We start from the raw sequence: 21,395 nt of genomic DNA, 5'->3' as shown, positions 1-21,395 counted from the left end.
GATCCGCCTCTGCGGGCAAAACGCCGCAGGCAAACAGGCCGGCTTCCCTGCCAGCATCAGCATTTACTCTTTTTCGACGTCTTCGTAGCGCGCTTTGGCATCACGCGCTTCTTCTTCCGTCTCATGCTCACTGATTAACGAATTGGGTTTGGGATGATCGGCACGCAGTTCATAATACGTGACTTTCTTTCCTTCAGGGCCCTTCTCAACAGGCACGATTTTCGCTTCACGCGGATAGGGTGGTCTGGTCGGCATACGGTGTCCCTCTTGTCTGAATAACATTCCACAGGACAGGCTGCTGCCTGCCATGGGATCAGTATAGACAATGGAGTCTGAAGCGGGCCGGAAGCGGGAAAAATCTGAGGTCAGCTGGCGCGCGCCAGGGAGAGCGAAAGCAGGATCGCCTCCACCACCCGCTCAGGTGACTGCATGGCATCCACCTGATGGTGCGCTGCGGCCTGATAGAGATGCGCGCGCTCGCGCAGCACATCACTCATCTCGTCTGCGATGGGCCGCCCGGTCAGGGTCGGACGCTGAGCCGCTTCGGGTTCACTTTCCAGCCGCTCTGCCAGAACCTCCGGCGATGCACTGAGCCAGATGACCTGTCCCTGCTCCTGCATGTAACGGCAGTTCTCTTCAGCCAGAACCATTCCGCCGCCGGTGGCGATGACGGTGCAGGGTGCGGTGACGGCCCGCAGCGACTGCGCTTCACGGGCGCGGAACCCCTCCCAGCCCTCCTCTGCCACAATCTCGGCCACGCTGCGCTGCGTAGTGAGCTGCAGATGGTGATCGGTATCCGTAAAGGCATAGCCCAGCGCCTGCGACAACGCCTCGCCGACCGTGGTTTTGCCGCAACCGCGAGCGCCAATCAAAAAGATGGGTAGTGACATCAGGGCCGTTCCTCCGCCTGACCGCGCGATGCGGCTGCATGGTGTGCTGATTAATGCGACGCATGATAACTGGAAATTATTATGGCCTCCACCCGTCAGGCACGATTTACGCATTTTCGTCTCCTTAACGGCGATAATCTCTATCTTTTCAAGGCCAAACCCATGCACACTTTGTGCATCAGCGGCCAGACAGGGCGGTAAATATTGCGCAAAACCGGGGATAATCGCGGCTGGCAATATTTGCTTACCGCCCCGATTTTACTTTTCCCGCTGGCGCCCACATATACTGTTAACCATCGCCACAGGAGAGTCATCATGCAACGCGAAGAACAACAACTGATCGAAGGGCTGTTCAGCCGTCTGAAACAGGCTGAAAGCCAGACCGTGGCTCGGGATGCCGCAGCCGAACAACTGATAAACCAGCATCTTCAGACCCAGCCTGGCGCCCCCTACTATATGGCGCAGGCGATCCTGATTCAGGAAGCGGCGCTGAAAAAACTGAATGAGAAGATATCGGCGCTGGAAAGCCAGGTTACTCAGTTGCAACAGCAGCAACAGCAGCAGCCCGCGCAGAGCAGCGGCGGCTTTCTGTCAGGGCTGTTTGGCAGCGGTTCGCGCCAGCAGCAGCCTGTTCAGCAGCAGCAGTCGCCGTGGAACAGTGCGCCACAGCAACCGGCTCAGCAGCAGTATGCACCCGCGCAGGCCGCGGCACCGCGCGGCACCGGCTTCCTGGGCGGCGCACTGCAGACGGCCGTGGGCGTCGCAGGCGGCGTGGTGATGGCGGATATGCTGACCAGCATGTTCCATCACTCGCAGCCGGAGGAGATCGTTAACATTATCAACGAACCGCCGCTGCCTGAGATCAACGATAACCTCAACACCTTTAACGGTGGCGACGATCAGGCTGATAGCTTTAACGGCGGCAACGACAGCAGCTTCCTGGATCAGAATAGCGGCTGGGACACGGATTATGCCAACAATGGCGATCTTAACGATTTTGGCGGCAGCGATTTCGACGATGACGACAGCTTCGTTTAATTGCCACGCTTCTGCTGAGTGAGCCAGCTATCCAGCTCATTGGCAAACTGCTGGCGGTCACGCGGACTCATGGTCGCGGGGCCGCCGGTCTGCACGCCACTTGAGCGCAGGGTGTCCATAAAATCGCGCATGGTCAGGCGCTCACGAATCGTCGCCGGTGAGTAACGTTCGCCGCGCGGGTTAAGCGCCGCCGCTCCCTTCTCAATCACCTCCGCCGCCAGCGGAATATCCGCAGTGATCACCAGATCGCCAGGCTGCACACGTCTGACGATCTCGTTGTCCGCGACATCAAACCCGGCAGGTACCTGCAACGTGCGCAGATAAGGCGATGGCGGTACGCGCAGAAACTGATTCGCCACAAAAGTGACCGTGGTCGCGGTGCGGTCCGCCGCACGATAAAGCACCTCTTTAATCACATTCGGACAGGCATCCGCATCGACCCAGATAGACATCTTAATTCCTTACAGTCAGAGAAGGCTCGATCTTGCCGGGTTCCGTTTAAATGGCAAATTTTATTTGCGCTGCGCTGTCCGGCAGTGACGATGACTTGTTATTCAGGCTGGCTGAAGTAAGCTGCCTGATAACAAAATGACGACTGTCCTGAGGAGAGAGCGGTGCTGACAAAAAAAATCGGGTTTATTGGCGGCGGAAACATGGCGAAAGCCATCGTCGGCGGACTGGTAAAGAGTGGAAAAGTCACTCCATCAGATATTTTCGTCTACGACCGCAAAGCCGAAACGAATCGGGCGATGGCGGAGGAGTATGGCATTCGTGCAGCAGAGAGCGCAGAGGCGCTGGCGCGCGAGGTGGACATTCTCTTCGGCGCGGTGAAGCCGAATGTCATCCTGAAAGTCCTGAAAGAGCTGTCGGGCAGCCTGAAAAAAGAGGCGATGGTGGTGTCGATTGCAGCGGGTGTCACGCTCGACTCGCTCTCATCGGTGCTGGGTTACGATCGCAAAATTGTCCGGGCGATGCCGAATACCCCTTCGCTGGTGAGCCAGGGTATGACCTCGGTGACGCCAAATGTGCTGGTTGAGCAGGCTGAAATCGACGAGGTCGTGGCGATCTTTGAGAGCTTTGGCAAAGCGGCGGTGGTGGATGAATATCTGATTCACTCTGTCGTCGGCGTCAGCGGCTCTGCACCGGCCTATGTGTTTATGTTTATCGAAGCGATGGCGGATGCGGCCGTTTCTGGCGGCATGCCACGCGCCCAGGCTTACCAGTTTGCGGCGCAGGCGGTGAAAGGCGCAGCGGAGATGGTGCTGACTACCGGCAAACATCCTGCCGAACTCAAAGATATGGTCTGTTCACCTGGCGGCACCACCATCGAAGCGGTCAGGGTGCTGGAGCAGAAAGGGATGCGGTCGGCGGTGATTGAGGCGATGCAGCACTGCATGGCGAAGTCAGAGGCGCTGAGCCGCAGCTGACGGTGGCATGAAAACGCAGGACGAACCGGCTCACGCCGTCGCCCTGCGCCCGCATTAACCGAGGTGTGGCTGGCAGAGCGCCACCGCCTCCTCCAGCGTCATCGGCTGCTGCATCCGTTCAATCAGTTCAGCGGTCAGCGTGTAGAGGCCGCATGAGCAGATCGCGGCCACGTTCCCCTGCTGTCCATAAAACGCCATAAACTTCTTCTCCTCCAGCGAACCGAGCAGCTGAAAATTGTCCCACTCTTCGGCATGACCCAGATACTCGTAACGGGTGCCGTACTGGGCTGTCCAGAAGAACGGCACACGATCATAGGCGACGGCCCGATCCAGCATATTCCAGGCGGCGGTCTGTCCCTGCTGATGGGCGACACGATAGTGCTCAATGCGCAGCGGCCCCTGGGCTGACGGATAGGTAGCGATATCACCGGCCGCCCAGATTGCGTCCGCGACCCGCAACTGTTCATCCGTCTGCAGGCTGCCATCTTCAGCCAGCGGCAGATCGTGGATAAAGTCGGTGACCGGTTTGACGCCGGTGGCAAACAGCACTACGCTGGCCGCGACCTGCTGCCCGCCTTTGAGCCGGACGCCGCTGACCTGCTGCTCCCCCTCCAGGGCTTCGATCTCGCCCTGCACCCACTTCACGCCGTTTTGCGCATGCAGCTGATAAAAATAGCGGCCAATCTGCTCGCCGAACCGTTTCGCAAAAGGCAGCGCCTGACGGGCAACCACGGTGACATCGATATCACGGTTACGCAGCGCAGAGGCCAGTTCAGTGCCGATAAAACTGTTGCCGATAATCACAATCTTATGAGTGGCATCCACCGCCTTCAGCAGCGCATCCGTCTGCGCTTTACTGCGCAGCAGGTGGACGCCCTCCAGGTCACGGCCCGGAAGTTCAGGCAGCACCGGCGCGGCGCCGCTGGCGATCAGCAGCCTGTCAAAATTCAGCGTTTCGCCATCATCGAAGATCAGCCGTTTTTGCTGCGCATCGAGACGGCTTACCCGGGCCTGAATACGCTCAACATGGTCCATGACATCGGCTTTCAGCAGCTGCGGCACCTCGTCGATCGCCATTTTGCCGGAGGGGACAAATTTGGTCAGTGCGGTGCGATCGTAGGGTGCGTCCGCTTCGCGTTCCACCAGGATGAGCCGGCCTTTAAAGCCGTCGTGACGCAGACGCCACAGCGCGGCGCTCCCTGCCGCCCCTCCGCCGAGTACCACATAAACCGGTGCGGCCGCCCCGCTGCCAATCGGTGCGGCAGGCGACATCGCTTTCGGGTTCACCAGCACCCGCCCCTCTTCGATGCGCAGCGGGTACTGTTTAAGATCGGCCAGCGCCAGCGGTTCACACATTTTGCCATCGGCCAGATCAAAGGCGGCTTTGTGCCACGGACAGACCAGCCGGTCGCCGCAGATCGCGCCCTGCTCCAGCGGCGCACCCGCGTGAGGGCATTTCGCCTGGTAAGCGCGGACATGTTCCCCGTCACGGATCAATAACAGGTCTGTTTCGCCAAGCGTTTTTTTAACCGGCTGTCGCTGGGGCAGATCGTTCAGGTCGACGATAAATTGATAATTCACGGCATGGCTCCTTTAGCGCTTCTGATGGGGGCGACGTAGCAGAACAGCGTTCTGCGTAAATCCTCACAAACAGTAAGTGTGGCAAAGGAAGCGGGAAGCCTGAGGAGGAATATTTATCAGAAAGTTAACCTGTTGTTTAAGCAGGTAATTTAATCGGGACAGTGAGGCGGTAAGAAACGGCCACCGCAGTGGCCGGAGAAGCGGTCAGCTCTTTTTCAGGCACTGGCTCATAAAGGTTTTACGCGCATCGCCCGTTAACTTTTTCTCGCCAGCCTCGCCGTTACAGTTTTTCATCTTCATCTGTTGCGGCGACATCTGTGAGAGCTTGCTCTCTTTCTTCAGGCATTCGCTCATAAAGGTTTTGCGCGCATCCCCTTTGAGATCCTGCGATTTAGCATGCTGGTTACAGACGGTCATCTTCTCCTGCTGCGGGGTTTTTTCTGCCGCACCGGCCACGCCACTCACCAGCAGACCGGCCATCATCATTGCCATTAAACCGACTTTCATCCTGTTATCTCCAGTGTGGATTGTTCCCTGTTATTCTGGCAGCGAATAAGTAAAGCGGAAAATGTTTCAGGTCAAAGTGATGTGAAGATCCCATTCCCGGCGGGGGCGGAAGGCTCAGTGGCGGGGATGCCGCAGCAGCCTGTCGATGTGGTCGCGCAGCAGTTGCGCATCATCATCGTCATCGGCTACATGGGCCATGGCGCTATCAATGGTGGTCATGATCTCGCGATGGTGCTGCGGATCCAGTTTGCGAATCAGTGCGGTGACGACAATTTCCAGCGCCTCGATCTGCGCCACCTGCTCTTTCACTGTCGCCTCTTTTTCAGCCAGCTTAACCAGTAACTCAGCAATCAGGTTTTTCATACTGTTGCCTCAGCGAGGATGGAACGCTGAAATTATCACCACGCTGGCTAAAAAAACAGAGGGCAACAGCCTTTTTTTCAGTGAGTTAGCCCGCATCCCGGCGCTTTTCTTCGCCGGTACCGGCTGACTCTGGCGGGCGAAACGTTTTGCGGGCTGACCGCGCGGCGGTTAACGGTTTCGCCCGCCGCGTACTCCGCTTAACGGGGATCGATAAATCCGCGGCCCGGCCCGCCACCGTGGCCGCCCCATCCGCCACCGCCGCCCGGCGGCGGGAAGAGGCATCCGCTTAACGTTGTGACCAATGCCAGGATGGCCGCCAGCTTAAGGATTCGAATCATAATAACCTCAGAGTGAAAAAAATCGGGCTGAGTGTATGAAGCTCCCCGCATGGCGACAAGTGAGATTCCTCCGCAACCGGCCGCTATTCATTTTTGCTGACCAGACTTAACGGTTTACCCGCAGTAAGGCGGCACAATCACAACATTCCGCCAGGTTTTGCGGCAACATTATTTGTCTGAATCGGGACGGCGGACTCTTTACAGCCTGCGCAATTTTGCGCATTGTGAGCGCATTACATTTACAGGATACCCACATGACACTCTCTCAGGCAGCTCTTAGCGATATTCTCTCCCGGCGCGACTGGGAAAACCCGGTGGTGACCTCATTGCATCGGCTGGATGCACATCCGCCGTTCGCCAGCTGGCGCGATGAAATGGCCGCCCGCGATGACCGCCCTTCCGCCTCACTGCGCAGCCTCAACGGAGAGTGGGGATTCAGTTACTTTGCACAACCTGAGGCGGTGCCCGCCAGCTGGCTGCTGCAGGATCTGCCGGACGCTACGACCCTGCCTGTCCCGGCCAACTGGCAGATGCACGGCTTTGATGCGCCCATCTACACCAACGTGCAGTATCCGATTCCGGTCAATCCGCCGTTTGTCCCGGCAGACAACCCCACTGGATGTTACTCGCTCACATTTACGCCGGACGCGGAGTGGCTCGCTTCCGGACAGACCCGCATCATCTTTGACGGGGTCAACTCCGCCTTTCACCTCTGGTGCAATGGCCACTGGATCGGTTACTCGCAGGATAGTCGTCTGCCGGCGGAATTTGACCTGAGCGACGCGCTGCAGGCCGGCCAGAACCGGCTGGCGGTGATGGTGCTGCGCTGGAGCGACGGCAGCTATCTGGAAGATCAGGATATGTGGCGGATGAGCGGTATTTTCCGCGACGTCACGCTGCTGCACAAACCTCAGGTGCATCTGGCGGATGTTCAGCTGGAAACCCGGCTCAGCCCGGAATTTTCCCATGCTGACCTGCGCGCCCGGGTTCGCGTTGCCCTGCCCGCAGCGGCCACCTCAGCCTGCCAGCTGCGCCTTACGCTGTGGCGCGGTGAGCAGCAGATTGCACAGTGTCAGCAGCCGCTGGGCAGCGCCATTATCGATGAGCGGGGTCACTACCCCGAACGCGCACTGCTCAGCCTGCCCGTGCCGCAGCCCGCGCTCTGGAGCGCCGAAACACCCCATCTCTATCGCGCCACGCTGGCGCTGCTGGATGCGGATCAGCAGGTAGTGGAGGTGGAAGCGTATGACGTGGGCTTCCGTCAGGTCACCATCGATAACGGCCTGCTCTGTCTGAATGGCAAACCGCTGCTGATCCGCGGCACTAACCGTCATGAACATCACCCGGAGCGGGGTCAGGTGGTGACTGAAGCGGACATGCGCCGCGACATCGCCCTGATGAAACAGCACAATTTCAATGCGGTGCGCTGTTCGCACTACCCTAACCATCCGCTCTGGTACCGGCTCTGCGACCAGTATGGGCTCTATGTGGTGGATGAAGCGAATATCGAAACGCACGGGATGCAGCCGATGAACCGGCTCTCCGACGATCCACGCTGGTTCGCCGCCTATAGCGAACGGGTGACGCGCATGGTGCAGCGCGATCGTAACCACTGCAGCATTATTATCTGGTCGCTGGGCAATGAGTCGGGGCATGGCGCGACTCACGATGCGCTGTATCGCTGGGTGAAAAGCAGCGATCCCACCCGCCCGGTTCAGTATGAAGGCGGCGGTGCCGATACCGCCGCCACCGATATTATCTGTCCGATGTACGCCAGGGTGGATGAGGATCAGCCGTTCCCGGCCGTGCCAAAATGGTCGCTGAAGAAGTGGATCGGCCTGCCGGGGGAAACCCGTCCGCTGATCCTTTGTGAATATGCGCATGCCATGGGCAACAGCTTTGGCGGGTTCGCGAAGTACTGGCAGGCGTTCCGGTCGTTTCCGCGCCTGCAGGGCGGCTTTGTCTGGGACTGGGTCGATCAGAGCCTGACCCGCTATGACGATCGGGGCAATCCGTGGCAGGCCTACGGCGGTGACTTTGGCGACAAGCCGAACGATCGTCAGTTCTGTATGAACGGGCTGGTGTTTGCCGATCGCTCGCCGCATCCGGCACTCTATGAAGCGCAGCGTGCGCAGCAGTTCTATCTGTTTACCGCCGATCACGATAATCCGCTGAGCTTTACGGTCAGCAGCGACTTCCTGTTCCGCCACAGCGACAACGAGATCCTGCGCTGGTGCATCGAACAGGCGGGCAACATGGTGGCGCAGGGGGAGGTGCCGCTGGATATTGCCGCGCAGGGCCAGCAGCGCATCACGCTGCCAGAACCGCCCGCGCTGCAGGGCGACTGCTGGCTTAATGTCGCGGTTTATCAGGTCCAGCCGACAGCGTGGAGCCCCGCCGACTGGCGTGTCGCCTGGGATCAGTGGGCGCTGCCCTCGACGATGGCGCTACTGCCGCTGCCGGAAGCGGGTGAGGCGCCGGTTCTGCATGAGGCGGCCGATGAGATCGTGGTCAGCCACCCGCAGCAGCGCTGGCACTTTTCACGCCAGAGCGGTGAACTGACGCAGTGGATGGTGGATGAGCAGCCGACGCTGCTCTCTCCCCTTCAGGACTGCTTTATTCGGGCGCCGCTGGACAACGATATTGGCACCAGTGAAGCGGAGCGGGTCGATCCGCATGCCTGGGTCGAACGCTGGAAAGCCGCCGGTTATGACCGGATGCACAGCCGCCTGATCGCCCTGACCGCCCATGCGCTGCCGCAGTCGGTGCTGATCGAAACGCAGCATGGCTGGTACGCCTGCGATCGGCTCGCCTTTATCAGCCGTAAACGTTACCTGATCAACGACCAGGGCGAGTTACAGCTGCAGCTTGCGGTTGAACAGTCGCGCGGCCTGCCGCCGCCCGCGCGCATCGGCGTGCGCTGTCAGCTGGCGCAGATCCCGGAGCAGGTAAGCTGGCTTGGTCTGGGGCCGTATGAAAACTACCCCGATCGTCAGCTGGCCGCGCAGTTTTCCCGCTGGCAGCAACCGCTGGAGCAGCTTTTCACGCCCTACGTGTTCCCGGGCGAGAACGGGCTGCGTGGCGGCACCCGTGAACTGGACAGCGGCAGCTGGCAGGTCAGCGGCGATTTTGCGTTCTCACTGAGTCGCTTCAGCCTGGAGCAGCTGCGTGAAACCTCGCATCGCCACCTGTTGCGCCCGGAAGCGGGCTGCTGGCTGCATCTGGATGCCTGCCACATGGGCGTCGGCGGCGATGACTCCTGGAGTCCCAGCGTCAGTCCTGAATTTTTGCTGACCCAGCAGCGCTGGCAGGCTGAGCTGAGGATTCGCCTGCCGGTCGCGCGGTCACCGGACGCCGGTAAAAACGCGTCAGACGCATCACATTAACCCGCACCACCAGGGCGGTGAACAGGAGACCCGGCGAAAACCTGCCGCCGCCAACACCGCCGCCCCCGGCAGTAGCCAGGAAACATAAAAGAGGGGGTGATAACCGAAGATCCGGCCAGTGTTTGTGTCGACGCACCGCAGGCATCATCGCGCCATCGGCGAAGCCCGGCAGAAAACGCAGCTCGCCCGGCTGCGTCGTACGGGTCACAAAAGAGAGGGCGACAAACAGCAGCGGCAAAAAGCCGGGTCGCCGTTGATGCCGCGCAATTCGCCACCCCATTTTTCCGCCAGATGACTGACACTGCCTGCCTGACGCCCGGTTTCTCTGCCCGCCCCCATCAATATGGAAAAATAGGTCATTCTGTTACTGACAACATTCTGCGGTGCTTCTATGTTTAAAAAACCGCCAGTCACGGCGGTGTGGCGATCTCTCTGATCGGCGCGACGCCCTCCGCAAAAAAAACGGTACCGTCCGACGACGCTGAGGCGAATCAGCTTCATAGACTGACATGCGCATGCCCGCCATAAGAACGGGCACTGTTTTAGCGGAGGTGGGGAATGCGTACAGCACCAGACAGCGCCAGCCGTGCAATCAGAGACTATTTCAGCAGCCCGAACTGGCGCACGCCGCCTGAATCTGACCTGCTGGCAGTGATTCTGCGTGAATTAATGGAAGCGGGAGAGCCCGCCACCAATAAAGCTATTATTGCGCGGGTGATTGATAAGCTGAAAGTCGAGGGCGACGAGATGCAGCTGCAACGCTACGGCGCCCTGCTGACTCAGCTTATCGGGACGCAGCCTGAGGAATAACGCGCCCGCTATTTCACCCAGCGCAGTTTATCCGCTTCGCTGACGCTGGCCCGCCCGCTGCTGCGCTGAAACAGGCACAACTCCCGCCCCCGCTGGTTCTGCATGTGGCGCTGCGGATAGCGTCCCTCCAGCAGCAGGACGCTGTAGCCGGTAGTATCGTCATACTCAATGGCGTTACCCAGCACCCGGACTTTGCTCAGGTGGCTGGCGTTAATGCACGCCTGCACCATCGTTTCATGACTCTTTTTCCAGGCTTCCGCGCTGGATGCCTGCGCCAGCATGCTGCTGAGTAACAGTGCGGGCATGAGTGCCACGATGCGTTTCATTTTCTCTGCTCCTGTTCCGGCCCGAAGGCGCTAAAAAAATTCCCGCCGGGGCGGGAATAAACAAGACGAGCACTATTTATTGTGTGACGAGGACGTCTCTCTGACGCGCTGCTATCCTCGCCTGTCATTATGACAACCCTATGACATCGCTGCCGTTAGCCACAATAAACCGAGCTGATCGTGCCATTTTTGTCGGCCAGAAAATTAAGCCGGCTGAGGTTGAAGTCCATCGTGACCGCCGCGTTATACGGAATAGGACGTACCTGCTGATCGAAGTGCTGCCCCTGTAACGCCGTTAAGGGTTTGCCAACGTAGTTCTGAAACTGAGACGCGCCGCAGCGGTCCGTTTCGGGATCCTGAGCCACGCGCGCGGTGTCGGGCTGAGAGGCAGACTGACAGGCGGTGAGTGCAAACAGGCCAGTTACCAGCAGCCCTTTTCCATAAAATTTCACGTTCATTCTCCTGTTGGACGGGTAAAACTTTCCCCTAAGCGTAGCAAAACGTGCCCGCCGGTCTGAAGCCCGGAAAGGTAAAGTTATGACAGCCCACGTGAAACCGGCTGGCCCACAGCGCGATTTTTTAAGATTAATCGCACGCCGTGCCTAAAAAAAGCGGTGAGATAGCGCCAGGCTATATAGGAATGTTCTTAGCCTTAAGGAGGTCATGATGAAACTGGTAATCTTTATTGTCTGCGCAATGCTGATGACCGCCGTCGCGGTCAAAGTCCGTTAATGGATTTCAGCCGGATTATGCGCGGTCCTTTCCAGAAGCGTACTGAATGCTGCCAGCGGCATCGGCCGACCGAGGAAGTAGCCTTGCCCCTCTTCGCACGAGAGCTGTTTTAGCTGATTCAGCTGCGCTTCTGTCTCAATGCCCTCGGCGGTAATTGTCAGGGCAAAAGCGCGCGCCAGCGCAATAATCCCGGCCACCACCGACTGCGCCTGCTGCGATTCCGGGAAATCTTTCATCCAGGAGCGATCGATCTTCAGACCGTTAAACGGAAACGTCTTCAGATAGCCCAGCGCCGCATAGCCCGTTCCAAAATCATCCACCGTCAGCCTCACCCCCAGTGAGCGTAATCCCTGCATCACCTCCAGCGCATGTTGCGGATGCTCCAGGGTGACGTTCTCGGTGATCTCCAGCTCCAGACAGGTCGCCGGCAGACCACTTTTTGCCAGCGCATTCGCGACCCGCTGCACCAGATCGCTGGTGCGGAACTCCATCGGTGAAATATTGACGGAAACGTAGCGATCACCACCCCAGCCCAGTGCGTCTTCACAGGCGCGCATCAGCACCCAGTCGCTGATGCTGGCGATCAGGCCGTTCTCTTCCGCCAGCGGAATAAAGTGGTCGGGCGTAATCCACTGATCCGGGGCAATCTGCCAGCGAATCAGCGCCTCCGCCCCTGCCAGCTGTCCGGTAAGCAGCTGGTAACGGGGCTGATAGTGCAGGCGAAACTCATTGTTCTTCAGCGCCTTTTCAATCCGGCGCGCCATCTCACGCTTATCTTCCCGCTGGCTGGCCATCTCATTGGCATACCAGACCCACTGATTGCGCCCCGCTTCGCGCGCCTCGTTCAGTGCGATATCCGCCATGCGCAGCAGCACTTCGGCATGGGTAGCATCCTGCGGAACGCAGGCGATCCCCATGCTGATGGTGAGATAGTGAACATGCTGGCCCGTGCTGATCGGCTGCTGGATCTCGTGCACCAGATGCGCGCACCGCTGGTCAACCCGCTCACGGTTCGTGTCACGCAGCACCAGCACAAACTCATCACCACTTAACCGCGCAACCAGCTCCTGCGGGCCGATACAACGCTTCAGGCGCTGCGCGACCTGACTCAGTACCTCATCGCCCGTCGCGTGGCCCCAGGTTTCGTTGATCGGCCTGAACTGATCGAGATCCAGGGTAATCAGCGTCAGCGGCACCCTGTTTTCGGGCTGCTCAAGGTGCAGCGCCAGAAACTCCTGCAGCTGGATGCGGTTCGACAGGCCGGTTAAGACATCGTGACGCGACAGAAACTGAATGCGCGCCTCCGCTTCCATGCCCTGGGTGATGTCCGATACCGTGCCGCGAAAGCCGATGCGTTGCGCGTCACGCCAGATCGTTTTCGCGACCAGCTGGCCGATGCGCCGATGCCCCTGCGCAGACATAAACTGGCAGCGCAGCGGCATCGTCTGCCCGTCCTGCTCCTGACGCCGCAGCCAGGCGACCAGCGAATGGCTGGGATGTGTCAGCAGCTGATCGATATGACGTCCCAGCCAGTGTGTGATGTCGTGGCCGGTCACGGTGTGAAAGCGCGCCGAGAGATAGACCAGCCGGCCCTCTTCATCAGTTTCCCAGATCCAGTCTGATGCCGCTTCAGCGAGGTCGCGAAAGCGCGCTTCACTGTTGGCCAGCTCCTGCTGACTGATCGCCAGCAGCGCAAAGCGCCGGTCAGAGAGAATGGCGTTGGAGAGCGCGTGGCGGCTGACGCGCCGGGTAATAATGCCGATGATGATCGCCATCAGTATCAGCAGCGGCAGCAGAAAACAGAGCAGGCCCAGGCCCGGCATTTTTGACGTCCAGCGCAGCACAATCGACTCGCCGCCTGGCGGCGTCAGCACCATACGGGGTTCATGCATCGCATCCTCTTCACCCGCCGGCAGACGCAGGTCGCGCACATCCAGCGTCGCCCCCAGCGCCTGAAGTTTTTCCGGCGTGAACAGATTCACAAAGACCATCACGGATGGCGGTCCTGCCACTGGCGGCACATTGGCTATTTTGCCACTGCTGATCGGGGCAGCTACCACGATGGCGGGCGTGTGGTTGACCAGCACATCCCGTGTTATCGCCTTGTTGTTGAGCCGACGGCTGTCCGCAATCAGCGACTGCGCCTCTTTACCCAGCCAGGCCTCCAGTGGCGTCTCGGTGAGCCTGCCATCGATCACGGTGTACGTGGTACGGCCCTGGCCATCGACCACAAACACGCCCTCATAGTGGTACTCTTCGTAGAGTCCGGGGCCAAAGTTCTCTTCATCATACGCCCAGACTTTGTTGACCCTGACATGCAGATTGCGCCAGGCTTCGCCCCAGAACGCATAATCCCGGATGTCGGTGACCATCGCCTCCTGCCGGGTTTTCCACGCCTGCTGCATCAGCAGCCGGTCATGCTCCACCGAGACACTGTTCTGCCGCTGCGCAATTGTCAGCACCATCAGCATTGAGAGCACCAGCACGCCAAACAGCAGCAGCGAAAGCGTGCGCAGGCTGCGCCGCGTAAAGCGGACAGTGCGATCTTCTGTAGCATGGCTGAATGGCGCTGACGGCGGCGCCGGAGGATTAAAAGTCATCAAAAGTGCTCACTACACATTCAGGGTTTGAAACGGGTGGCCTGCAGGACAACATGGCTGCTGAACCAATAAGTTTTCTCAGTTATCGGCTGGCCTGGTCGGGTGTTTAGTCTGCGGTTAAAATTTAGCGCTTTAAGATTGTTACCGGCTGACTCGACAGCGATCGGGGGCGTTGCTACTATGCGCTAACCTTCGCTGGCTGAGTCGCCTATGAACACCAATTCCGACAGAGTGACCCTGACGCTGTTCTACGTCGGCAGCTTTGTGGTCTATTACCTGGTTACCATGCTGATCACGCTGTTCCCCAACTACAGCGTGCTGCGTAATGACGGCCTGCTGGTGCCGGTACTCTGCCTGTTTGAATTTGCGGTCATCTATCCGCTCTATCGCTTCTACTGCCAGCGCCGCTCCGATTTGCCGCTGGGTGAGCTCTGCACGCTGCAAACGTTGCTGTTTACGGGTGCGCTGTTTGTTCTGATGGCGGCACAGATGCAGTTCATGCAGCCGGAAGGGTGGCTGGTGATGCAGGCCCAGCAGGGTCGTAATTCGCTACTGATCCTGCTGCTGACTGCCGTGCTGCTGGCCCCGGTGTTTGAAGAGGTCCTGTTTCGCGGTTTTCTGTTGCAGGGTTTCCTGCTGTGGGCCCCCCGCAGCCGCTTCGCCTGTATGCTGCTGACCTCCCTGCTGTTTGCGGTGATGCATACCCAGTATGTGCACTGGCAGACGCTGCTTGCCCTGACGCTCTTTTCGCTGCTGCTCTGCTATGCCCGGCTGCGGAGTAACAGTCTGGCGCTGCCTATTTTCCTGCACACGCTGAATAACCTGATCGCGCTGCTGCCCGCCTGGTATTTTGCCGGTTAACCTCTGGCGTCCCCTTTTCTGCGGCGCCTGAACATCCCCGCTGTCTCCGGGCCAGGCGGGCTTCCGCCCACACTGTTCATGCCGCCCCGTCACGTTTGTCTATACTGGATGTTAAAAAAGGATAAAAAGCGCCACAGTCCGGACCACCAGACCGTGTTAAGGAGAGTAACCATGTTAATAGGATTTGTGTTGTTAGTGAGCGCGTGCGGTTACGATGCCTGTGAGGCGCTGCCGGTCTCGGAGCGCATCTATCCGACCAAAGTTGACTGCGAAACGATGGCCAATCGTATCCATAAAGTCAGACCCAATGTGGTCCTGCTCTGTGGTGAAGTTCATCGCTGATTCAGGACCAGCGTCAATAAAGCTGGCGGCAACGTTGCAAGCTGGCGCTTTAGCGTACAAAATATAAGCTGTTGTGAACCACTACCGTTGTGAATCCCATGAAAACATCACGCCCCCGTCGTCCTGGTGGACGCTGGGTTTATTATCTTTTATATGATGGCATTCTGTGGCCCTGCCCCGTCCGATGGGAGTGGGAGAGCAGCTATGGCGGCTGGTTACCCTTTTATTACACGCCAACCTTTGAGTTTGTGGTGGGCGATCCACGCAAAGCTTATAAGATTGCGCGCAGCGACGTACGCACCCGACGGCGAGAAGATGCCTGGGCGTAACCGGCTATCCCCACGGCAGCCACGAGGCCGTAAGCAGAAAGTGGACGGCCTCCAGCACGATAATCAGCATCAGTAGCAGCCCCAGCGTATGACGGTCCATGCCTTTCATGGTTCAGGCCCGGAGAGTGGCTGCCCGGCATAGCCGCAGCAACGCCCAAAAGAGGCCCGGCCAAACGCTTTTATTGTGCTCATCTGCCCCCCGCTTCCCCGTCACCCTGGTTTCCTCGCTGTCGGACTGTCAGAAAATGAAAAATGCGCCAGAGGGCGCATCGGTTCCGGTCCCGACAGGACCGAAGGTGCAGAGTATCACGCCCGGGCCGCCCTGCGGCGACCCGCGGCACTCATCAATTGTTCAGAGTGTAATCCAGCGTAATTTCCGCGTTCAGCAACTGAGAAACCGGGCAGCCCGCTTTGGCTTTATTGATGATCTCATCAAAGGCGGACTCATCAATACCGGGCAGAGAGACAGTACTGGTCAGCGCCACTTTAGTGATGGCAAAGCCGTCGCCTTTCTTATCCAGTGACACGTCAGCCGTGGTGTCGATGCTCTGCGGCGTGTGGCCTTCATTACCCAGCATCAGCGACAGGGCCATTGAGAAGCAGGCCGCATGCGCTGCACCGATCAGCTCTTCCGGGTTGGTGCCTTTGCCACCTTCGAAACGGGTGTTGAAACCATAGGGTTGCTGGCTCAGCACACCGCTCTCGGTGCTGACCGTGCCTTTACCTTTGATGTCGCCTTCCCAATGCGCCGAGCCTTTCTTATGAATGGTCATGTCATTCCTCCTGTTGGTTAAGGTGGTAAGTATAGACAATACATTCGCTTTCGCAGGCTCAACTCACGGCGCGGGGACGGGAGGGCGCGAGCTGCGGGCTTAGCAAAGCCTCCGCCTGCACCAGCGAGTCGCGGGTGATTTCGCCGATCGATTTGGCACCGGTAAGCGTCATGGCGACACGCATCTCCTTCTCAATCAGGTTCAGCAGGTTCTCCACGCCGCGCTGACCGTGGGTCGCCAGCGCATAGATAAAGGCCCGCCCCAGCAGCACGCTGTCCGCACCCAGCGCGATCATCCGCACCACATCAAGTCCGTTGCGGATGCCGCTGTCCGCCAGAATCGTGATATCACCTTTGACCGCGTCGGCAATCGCCGGCAGCGCACGCGCCGAAGAGAGCACACCGTCCAGCTGGCGTCCGCCATGATTCGAAACCACAATGCCATCGGCACCGAATCGCACCGCATCCCGCGCATCTTCCGGGTCGAGAATGCCTTTAATAACCATCGGGCCCTCCCAGAACTCGCGTATCCACTCCAGATCGCGCCAGGAGATAGAGGGATCGAAGTTGTTTGCCAGCCAGCCGATATAATCTTCCAGCCCGGTGGGCTTGCCGAGATAAGTGGAGATGTTCCCCAGATCGTGAGGACGCCCCTGCAGCCCGACATCCAGCGCCCACTGTGGATGCGTCACCGCCTGCCAGTAACGCCGCAGCGCCGCGTGCTGACCGCTCATCCCGGAGTGGGCATCGCGGTAACGCGCGCCCGGCGTCGGCATATCGACGGTAAACACCAGCGTCGAGCAACCGGCGGCTTTGGCGCGCTCCAGCGCATTGCGCATAAAACCCCGGTCACGCAGCACATAGAGCTGAAACCACATCGGCCGCGAGATCTGAGGCGCGACCTCTTCAATCGGGCAGACCGAAACCGTCGACAGGGTGAAAGGAATGCCTTTGCGATCGGCCGCACGCGCCGCCTGTACTTCACCGCGGCGGGCATACATGCCGCACAGGCCGACCGGCGCCAGCGCAACCGGCATCGACAGCGTTTCGTTGAAGAGCCTGGTTTCCAGGCTCAGCTCCGACATGTTTTTCAGAATACGCTGGCGCAGCGCCACATCCGAAAGATCCTCCACGTTGCGGCGCAGGGTATGCTCGGCATAGGCACCGCCATCCAGATAGTGAAACAGGAACGGCGGCAGGATACGTTGCGCGGCAGCGCGATAGTCACTGGCAGCGGAGATAATCATCAGTCAGATTCCTCTGGATTACGTGTATCGTTATCGGGCAGGCGGGTGATGCGCGCCTGGCGTGCTTCATCCTCATGCAGACTTTTCAGGGTGGTGTGCACAAACCCCAGATGCTGCATCGCCGCCTGGCGGGCCGCATCGGCATCGCCCGCGAGGATGGCATCGAGCAGCGCCTGATGCTGCTCCGTGAGGCGGGCGAAAATCGCAGGCTGGGTATACATGCGCTGACGGCTCTGCATCACCGACGACTGCAGCAGTTCAAAAAAGCCCCGCATCGTCTGCAGCAGCACCACATTGTGCGACGCCTCGGCAATCGCCAGATGGAAGCGGACATCCGCCTGGGCGGCGAGATCGGGATCGTCACTCTCTTTAAGCTTCAGGGTGGCGTCAAACGCGTACTGCAGCTTCTCTTTATCCGCTTCAGTGGCGCGCAGTGCCGCGTGCCAGGCGGTGCTGGCCTCGATGGCGTGGCGCGCCTCCAGAATGTCATAGCGGTAGTCGGGATCGTCCTGCAGCAGTTGACGAATCGGCTCAACGATGCGCTGTTCCGACCAGGGCGTCAGCTGCTGACGGATCCAGGTGCCGCCACCGCGTCGGCTGACCAGCATCCCGCTGCTGATCAGCTGCTGTATCGCTTCCCGCAGCGAGGATCGCGCCACCCCCAGCTCGGCAGAGAGCTGCCGCTCGGCGGGCAGGCGCATGCCCGGCTCAAGCTGATGTTCGGTAATGTAAGCGCGCAGGCGCTTTACGAGCCTGTCGGCGCCGGTCATGGGATCATCCACGGGAAAACGTAGGCCTGCAGCGTGGTAATCACCCCGACCATGCAGGTGAAAATCAGGCTGTGTTTCACGGTGAAGCGGAACAGGTCCGACTCCTTACCCACCAGCCCGACCGCCGCACAGGCGATGGCGATGGACTGCGGCGAGATCATCTTCCCGGTCACGCCACCGGTGGTGTTGGCCGCCACCAGCAGCACATCGTGCACCCCGATCTGCTGCGCCGTGGTGGCCTGCAGCGCGGCGAACAGCGCATTCGATGAGGTGTCCGATCCGGTCAGGAAAACGCCCAGCCAGCCCAGGAACGGCGAGAAGAAGGTAAAGGCGTGGCCGGTATGCGCCAGCGCCAGTGCCAGCGTGGCCGACAGGCCGGAGTAGTTAGAGATAAACGCAAAGGCCAGCACCATGCCAATAGAGTAAACAGGCAGCGCCAGCTCTTTCAGCGTCTCGCCGAAAGTCTGCAGGGCCGCCCTGGGCTTCATGCGCAGGAAGATCATCGCCATAACCGCCGCAATCAGGATGGCGGTGCCGGTGGCGGAAACCAGATCCAGTTTATAGATGGCCGGATAGGGGGTGGCGCTGCCGACGACCGGCGGCATCCGCGCTACCAGCTCATTCAGCATCGGCACCGGCACCGCCAGCACCCAGTCATAGAGCGCGCCGCCTTTGGCGAACAGCGCCTTAAAGGGCGGAATGCTCCAGAGCGTCACGGTGGCGGTCAGAAACAGGAACGGCATCCAGGCGCGGATCACCTCTCCCGGCCGGTACTTCTTCACCGGCTGCAGAGCCGCATCCGGCTTCGCCTCTGCGTCTGCGAAGCGGAAAATGCGCACCGGCTTCCAGACCCTCAGGAACAGCGTCAGCGAAATCAGCGAGGCGAGCGACGAGATAATGTCGGGCAGTTCCGGGCCGAGGAAGTTAGAGCTGAGGAACTGGGCGATGGCGAAGGAGCCGCCGGCGACCATCACCGCAGGCCACGTCTCTTTCACACCGCGCCAGCCATCCATAATCGCCATAATCCAGAACAGCACAATCAGGGTCAGCAGCGGCAGCTGCCGTCCGGCCATCTGGCCGATAGCAAAACTGTCCAGCCCGGTGACCTGCCCCGCCACAATAATCGGGATGCCCATCGCGCCAAAGGCGACCGGCGCGGTGTTCACAATCAGACAGAGACCGGCGGCGTAGAGCGGGTTAAAACCGAGCCCGACCAGCAGCGCGGCGGTAATCGCCACCGGCGCACCAAAGCCTGCCGCCCCTTCCAGAAAGGCCCCAAACGAGAAGCCAACAATCAGCATCTGCAGACGCTGATCGGGCGTAATCGACAGGATAGAGGCGCGGATAATATCGAACTGGCCGGTTTTCACCGAGATTTTGTAGACGAAGACTGCGGCGATAATAATCCAGGCAATCGGCCACAGCCCATAGAGAAAACCATAGACCACGGCGGCCAGCGCCTGTGCCGCAGGCATCTGATAGAGAAACAGGGCCACCAGCAGCGCCAGCACCACGGTCGTGGTGGCGGCCAGGTAGCCTTTCATTTTGAGCTTAATCAGCGCAAAGAAGAAAAAGAGAATCGGGATTAGCGCGATCAGGCTTGAGAGCCAGATATTACCCAGCGGATCGTAGTTTTGTTGCCAGATCTGCATGCCATTATCTCCAGAGGAAGAGAGGTGACGTGGAACGCAGCCGCAGGCGCTGCATGCCCCTGCCCCGGCAGATTGGTCAGACCAAAACTGCATTTGCGGGGCTTATGGCAACAGATAGTTAATGTATTGTTAATCTGTGGCAACAGAAGTTGCGCCTATTTTCCGGTTGTGTGAACCAGAGAAAAATATCGTCATGATTGGTCCGACCAAAATCAGCGATTCACCTCCGGAAAGGCGGGCTGATAGCTGCGCGGATGGAAACGCAGGTTCAGCGCAATCAGCAGCAGCGTCACCGCCGCCTGCAGCAGCCAGACGCTGGAGAAGGCGCCGGTGAGCGCATGAAGCTGCCCGGCAATAAAGGGCATGCTGCCCGCGATAATAAACCCGACACCCTGCATGAACGCCACCAGCCGTGCGCCCGCCTGCGGCTGTTCCAGATGGTCCAGCGCCAGCACCAGCGCCAGCGGAAACGCGCCGCCTAATCCGAAACCTGCCACACCCGCCCAGAGCCAGGGCGCAAGCTGCGGCGCAAACAGGAAGCCGAGCATCCCGCCGAACTGCATCGCCAGCGTCAGCAGCAACAGCGGACGGCGATCGCGCCCTCGCGCCAGCAGGGGCAGCAGCAACGCGCCGCTCACCTGACAGCCGATCATCATACCGAGCAGGGACCCGCCCGCCTGGGCGCTCCAGCCGAGCTGATGATAAAAATCGGGCAGCCAGGCCACGCAGATGGCATAACCGCCGTTGACCAGCCCAAAGCTCAGCGCCAGCGTCCAGGCCCGGGTTTTGCGCCACAGCGCCGGCAGCGTAACCTCTTCAGTCCGGGCGACCGGTGCAGAGGGGATAAACAGCCAGAGCAGGATCGCCAGCATCACCGGCACGGCCCAGCTGCTCAGCGCGCCCTGCCAGCCAAGCAGGCTATTCAGCCACGGCGAAAGGGCCGCCCCTATGCCACCGCCGCCCATCAGCGCGGCGGCCCAGAGTCCGGTGACACCGGCGCTGCGACGGCCAAAACGCTGGCGAATCCATCCCGGCATCGCCATCTGCACGATGCCGATTCCCGCCCCACCCGGAACAGTACTCAACACCAGCCCATATTCGTCGCTGAGTAATCCGCGACTCACCAGCGCCAGCAGCAGCAGCCCTAACCCGCCCGTCAGCAGTTTACGCACGCTGAATCGCTGCATCAGCGGCGCACTGACCAGCGCAATCACGCCCATCATCATCATCGGCAGCGCGGGCAGCAGCGAGGCCGCCAGGGGGGACAGGCCGATGCTCTGCCGCAGCAGATCCAGCAGCGGGCTGACTGAGGTCATCAGCGGCCGCATATTCAGCCCCGCCAGAACCAGCGCCGCCAGCAGCAGGTTGTTCTCTCTGTTCATCTGAGATCCACACAGTTTAAAGTTGCCAGCCTGACAGCAGTC

General features: G+C 59.7%; 23 protein-coding genes. 7 read left to right on the top strand and 16 right to left on the bottom strand.

Annotated features, from left to right (window positions below; genetic code table 11):
* Window positions 1-63 precede the first annotated feature (63 nt).
* A complete protein-coding gene (locus ACR6AS_RS00445) occupies window positions 64-255 on the bottom strand; it encodes a YaiA family protein (RefSeq protein ID WP_111140887.1) in 192 nt (63 codons plus the stop codon).
* 110 nt (window positions 256-365) lie between these two features.
* A complete protein-coding gene (gene aroL, locus ACR6AS_RS00440) occupies window positions 366-890 on the bottom strand; it encodes a shikimate kinase AroL (RefSeq protein WP_111140888.1) in 525 nt (174 codons plus the stop codon).
* Window positions 891-1,205: 315 nt separating this feature from the next.
* Here aroL and ACR6AS_RS00435 point away from each other — a divergent pair, with 315 nt between their 5' ends.
* Entirely contained in the window at window positions 1,206-1,928 is a 723-nt protein-coding gene (locus ACR6AS_RS00435; RefSeq protein WP_111140889.1) for a DUF2076 domain-containing protein, read from the top strand.
* Here the strand turns inward: ACR6AS_RS00435 and ACR6AS_RS00430 are convergent.
* The gene (locus ACR6AS_RS00430) at window positions 1,925-2,380 is read right to left on the bottom strand and encodes a YaiI/YqxD family protein (RefSeq protein WP_111140890.1); all 456 of its coding nucleotides are present in this window, start codon (window positions 2,378-2,380) and stop codon (window positions 1,925-1,927) included. The genes ACR6AS_RS00435 and ACR6AS_RS00430 overlap by 4 nt on opposite strands.
* A gap of 162 nt (window positions 2,381-2,542) precedes the next feature.
* On the opposite strand from ACR6AS_RS00430, the gene proC reads away from it, so the two are divergent.
* A complete protein-coding gene (gene proC / locus ACR6AS_RS00425) occupies window positions 2,543-3,355 on the top strand; it encodes a pyrroline-5-carboxylate reductase (RefSeq protein WP_111140891.1) in 813 nt (270 codons plus the stop codon).
* Window positions 3,356-3,409: 54 nt separating this feature from the next.
* Here proC and ACR6AS_RS00420 read toward each other — a convergent pair whose 3' ends face one another.
* From ACR6AS_RS00420 to ACR6AS_RS00405, 4 genes are all read right to left on the bottom strand, one after another.
* A complete protein-coding gene (locus tag ACR6AS_RS00420) occupies window positions 3,410-4,936 on the bottom strand; it encodes an FAD-dependent oxidoreductase (RefSeq protein ID WP_111140892.1) in 1,527 nt (508 codons plus the stop codon).
* 204 nt (window positions 4,937-5,140) lie between these two features.
* Complete coding sequence (locus ACR6AS_RS00415) at window positions 5,141-5,443, bottom strand: PsiF family protein (protein WP_111140893.1); 303 nt, start codon at window positions 5,441-5,443, stop codon at window positions 5,141-5,143.
* Between the two features lie 114 nt (window positions 5,444-5,557).
* Complete coding sequence (gene iraP, locus ACR6AS_RS00410) at window positions 5,558-5,806, bottom strand: anti-adapter protein IraP (RefSeq protein WP_293770914.1); 249 nt, start codon at window positions 5,804-5,806, stop codon at window positions 5,558-5,560.
* Between the two features lie 197 nt (window positions 5,807-6,003).
* Window positions 6,004-6,144: a hypothetical protein gene (locus ACR6AS_RS00405; RefSeq protein WP_199560026.1), complete on the bottom strand. Its 141-nt coding sequence runs from the start codon at window positions 6,142-6,144 to the stop codon at window positions 6,004-6,006.
* 254 nt (window positions 6,145-6,398) lie between these two features.
* Here ACR6AS_RS00405 and ACR6AS_RS00400 point away from each other — a divergent pair, with 254 nt between their 5' ends.
* Window positions 6,399-9,530, top strand: coding sequence for a beta-galactosidase (locus tag ACR6AS_RS00400; RefSeq protein WP_434160758.1), 3,132 nt, complete (start codon window positions 6,399-6,401; stop codon window positions 9,528-9,530).
* Window positions 9,531-9,734: 204 nt separating this feature from the next.
* Here the strand turns inward: ACR6AS_RS00400 and ACR6AS_RS00395 are convergent, their stop codons facing one another.
* Window positions 9,735-10,031: a hypothetical protein gene (locus tag ACR6AS_RS00395; protein ID WP_146240865.1), complete on the bottom strand. Its 297-nt coding sequence runs from the start codon at window positions 10,029-10,031 to the stop codon at window positions 9,735-9,737.
* 57 nt (window positions 10,032-10,088) lie between these two features.
* On the opposite strand from ACR6AS_RS00395, the gene ACR6AS_RS00390 reads away from it, so the two are divergent.
* Complete coding sequence (locus ACR6AS_RS00390; RefSeq protein WP_111140897.1) at window positions 10,089-10,340, top strand: biofilm development regulator YmgB/AriR family protein; 252 nt, start codon at window positions 10,089-10,091, stop codon at window positions 10,338-10,340.
* 8 nt (window positions 10,341-10,348) lie between these two features.
* On the opposite strand, the gene ACR6AS_RS00385 is transcribed toward ACR6AS_RS00390, so the two are convergent.
* From ACR6AS_RS00385 to ACR6AS_RS00375, 3 genes are all read right to left on the bottom strand, one after another.
* The gene (locus ACR6AS_RS00385; protein WP_434160756.1) at window positions 10,349-10,666 is read right to left on the bottom strand and encodes a hypothetical protein; all 318 of its coding nucleotides are present in this window, start codon (window positions 10,664-10,666) and stop codon (window positions 10,349-10,351) included.
* 155 nt (window positions 10,667-10,821) lie between these two features.
* The gene (locus ACR6AS_RS00380) at window positions 10,822-11,118 is read right to left on the bottom strand and encodes an I78 family peptidase inhibitor (protein WP_111140910.1); all 297 of its coding nucleotides are present in this window, start codon (window positions 11,116-11,118) and stop codon (window positions 10,822-10,824) included.
* Window positions 11,119-11,394: 276 nt separating this feature from the next.
* Window positions 11,395-13,998, bottom strand: a complete 2,604-nt coding sequence (locus tag ACR6AS_RS00375; RefSeq protein ID WP_434160754.1) for a bifunctional diguanylate cyclase/phosphodiesterase — start codon at window positions 13,996-13,998, stop codon at window positions 11,395-11,397.
* Window positions 13,999-14,208: 210 nt separating this feature from the next.
* Between ACR6AS_RS00375 and ACR6AS_RS00370 the strand changes: the two genes are divergently transcribed.
* From ACR6AS_RS00370 to ACR6AS_RS00360, 3 genes are all read left to right on the top strand, one after another.
* Entirely contained in the window at window positions 14,209-14,859 is a 651-nt protein-coding gene (locus ACR6AS_RS00370) for a CPBP family intramembrane glutamic endopeptidase (RefSeq protein WP_111140900.1), read from the top strand.
* A gap of 171 nt (window positions 14,860-15,030) precedes the next feature.
* A complete protein-coding gene (locus ACR6AS_RS00365; protein ID WP_003850083.1) occupies window positions 15,031-15,201 on the top strand; it encodes a hypothetical protein in 171 nt (56 codons plus the stop codon).
* Window positions 15,202-15,299: 98 nt separating this feature from the next.
* Window positions 15,300-15,530, top strand: coding sequence for a hypothetical protein (locus ACR6AS_RS00360; protein ID WP_111140901.1), 231 nt, complete (start codon window positions 15,300-15,302; stop codon window positions 15,528-15,530).
* Between the two features lie 344 nt (window positions 15,531-15,874).
* Here the strand turns inward: ACR6AS_RS00360 and ACR6AS_RS00355 are convergent, their stop codons facing one another.
* The 5 genes from ACR6AS_RS00355 to ACR6AS_RS00335 all read right to left on the bottom strand — a co-directional run bounded on the left by ACR6AS_RS00355 (window position 15,875) and on the right by ACR6AS_RS00335 (window position 21,353).
* Window positions 15,875-16,303, bottom strand: a complete 429-nt coding sequence (locus ACR6AS_RS00355) for an OsmC family protein (RefSeq protein WP_111140902.1) — start codon at window positions 16,301-16,303, stop codon at window positions 15,875-15,877.
* Window positions 16,304-16,361: 58 nt separating this feature from the next.
* A complete protein-coding gene (lldD, locus tag ACR6AS_RS00350) occupies window positions 16,362-17,549 on the bottom strand; it encodes an FMN-dependent L-lactate dehydrogenase LldD (protein WP_111140903.1) in 1,188 nt (395 codons plus the stop codon).
* Window positions 17,549-18,319: a transcriptional regulator LldR gene (lldR, locus tag ACR6AS_RS00345; protein ID WP_434160750.1), complete on the bottom strand. Its 771-nt coding sequence runs from the start codon at window positions 18,317-18,319 to the stop codon at window positions 17,549-17,551. The genes lldD and lldR overlap by 1 nt, the downstream gene beginning before the upstream one ends.
* Window positions 18,316-19,971 carry an L-lactate permease gene (gene lldP / locus ACR6AS_RS00340; protein WP_111140905.1) on the bottom strand — a complete coding sequence of 552 codons (1,656 nt, stop codon included), beginning with the start codon at window positions 19,969-19,971 and terminating at the stop codon, window positions 18,316-18,318. Before lldP ends, lldR begins: the two co-directional genes overlap by 4 nt.
* 212 nt (window positions 19,972-20,183) lie before the next feature.
* Window positions 20,184-21,353: a cyanate transporter gene (locus tag ACR6AS_RS00335; RefSeq protein ID WP_434160748.1), complete on the bottom strand. Its 1,170-nt coding sequence runs from the start codon at window positions 21,351-21,353 to the stop codon at window positions 20,184-20,186.
* Window positions 21,354-21,395: the final 42 nt, after the last annotated feature.

The sequence above is a fragment of the Pantoea phosphatilytica genome (assembly GCF_051025615.1).
In the GTDB taxonomy this organism is placed as follows: domain Bacteria; phylum Pseudomonadota; class Gammaproteobacteria; order Enterobacterales; family Enterobacteriaceae; genus Pantoea.
Note: the sequence above shows the minus strand (reverse complement) of the source record. Positions and strands in the feature narration are given on the sequence as shown.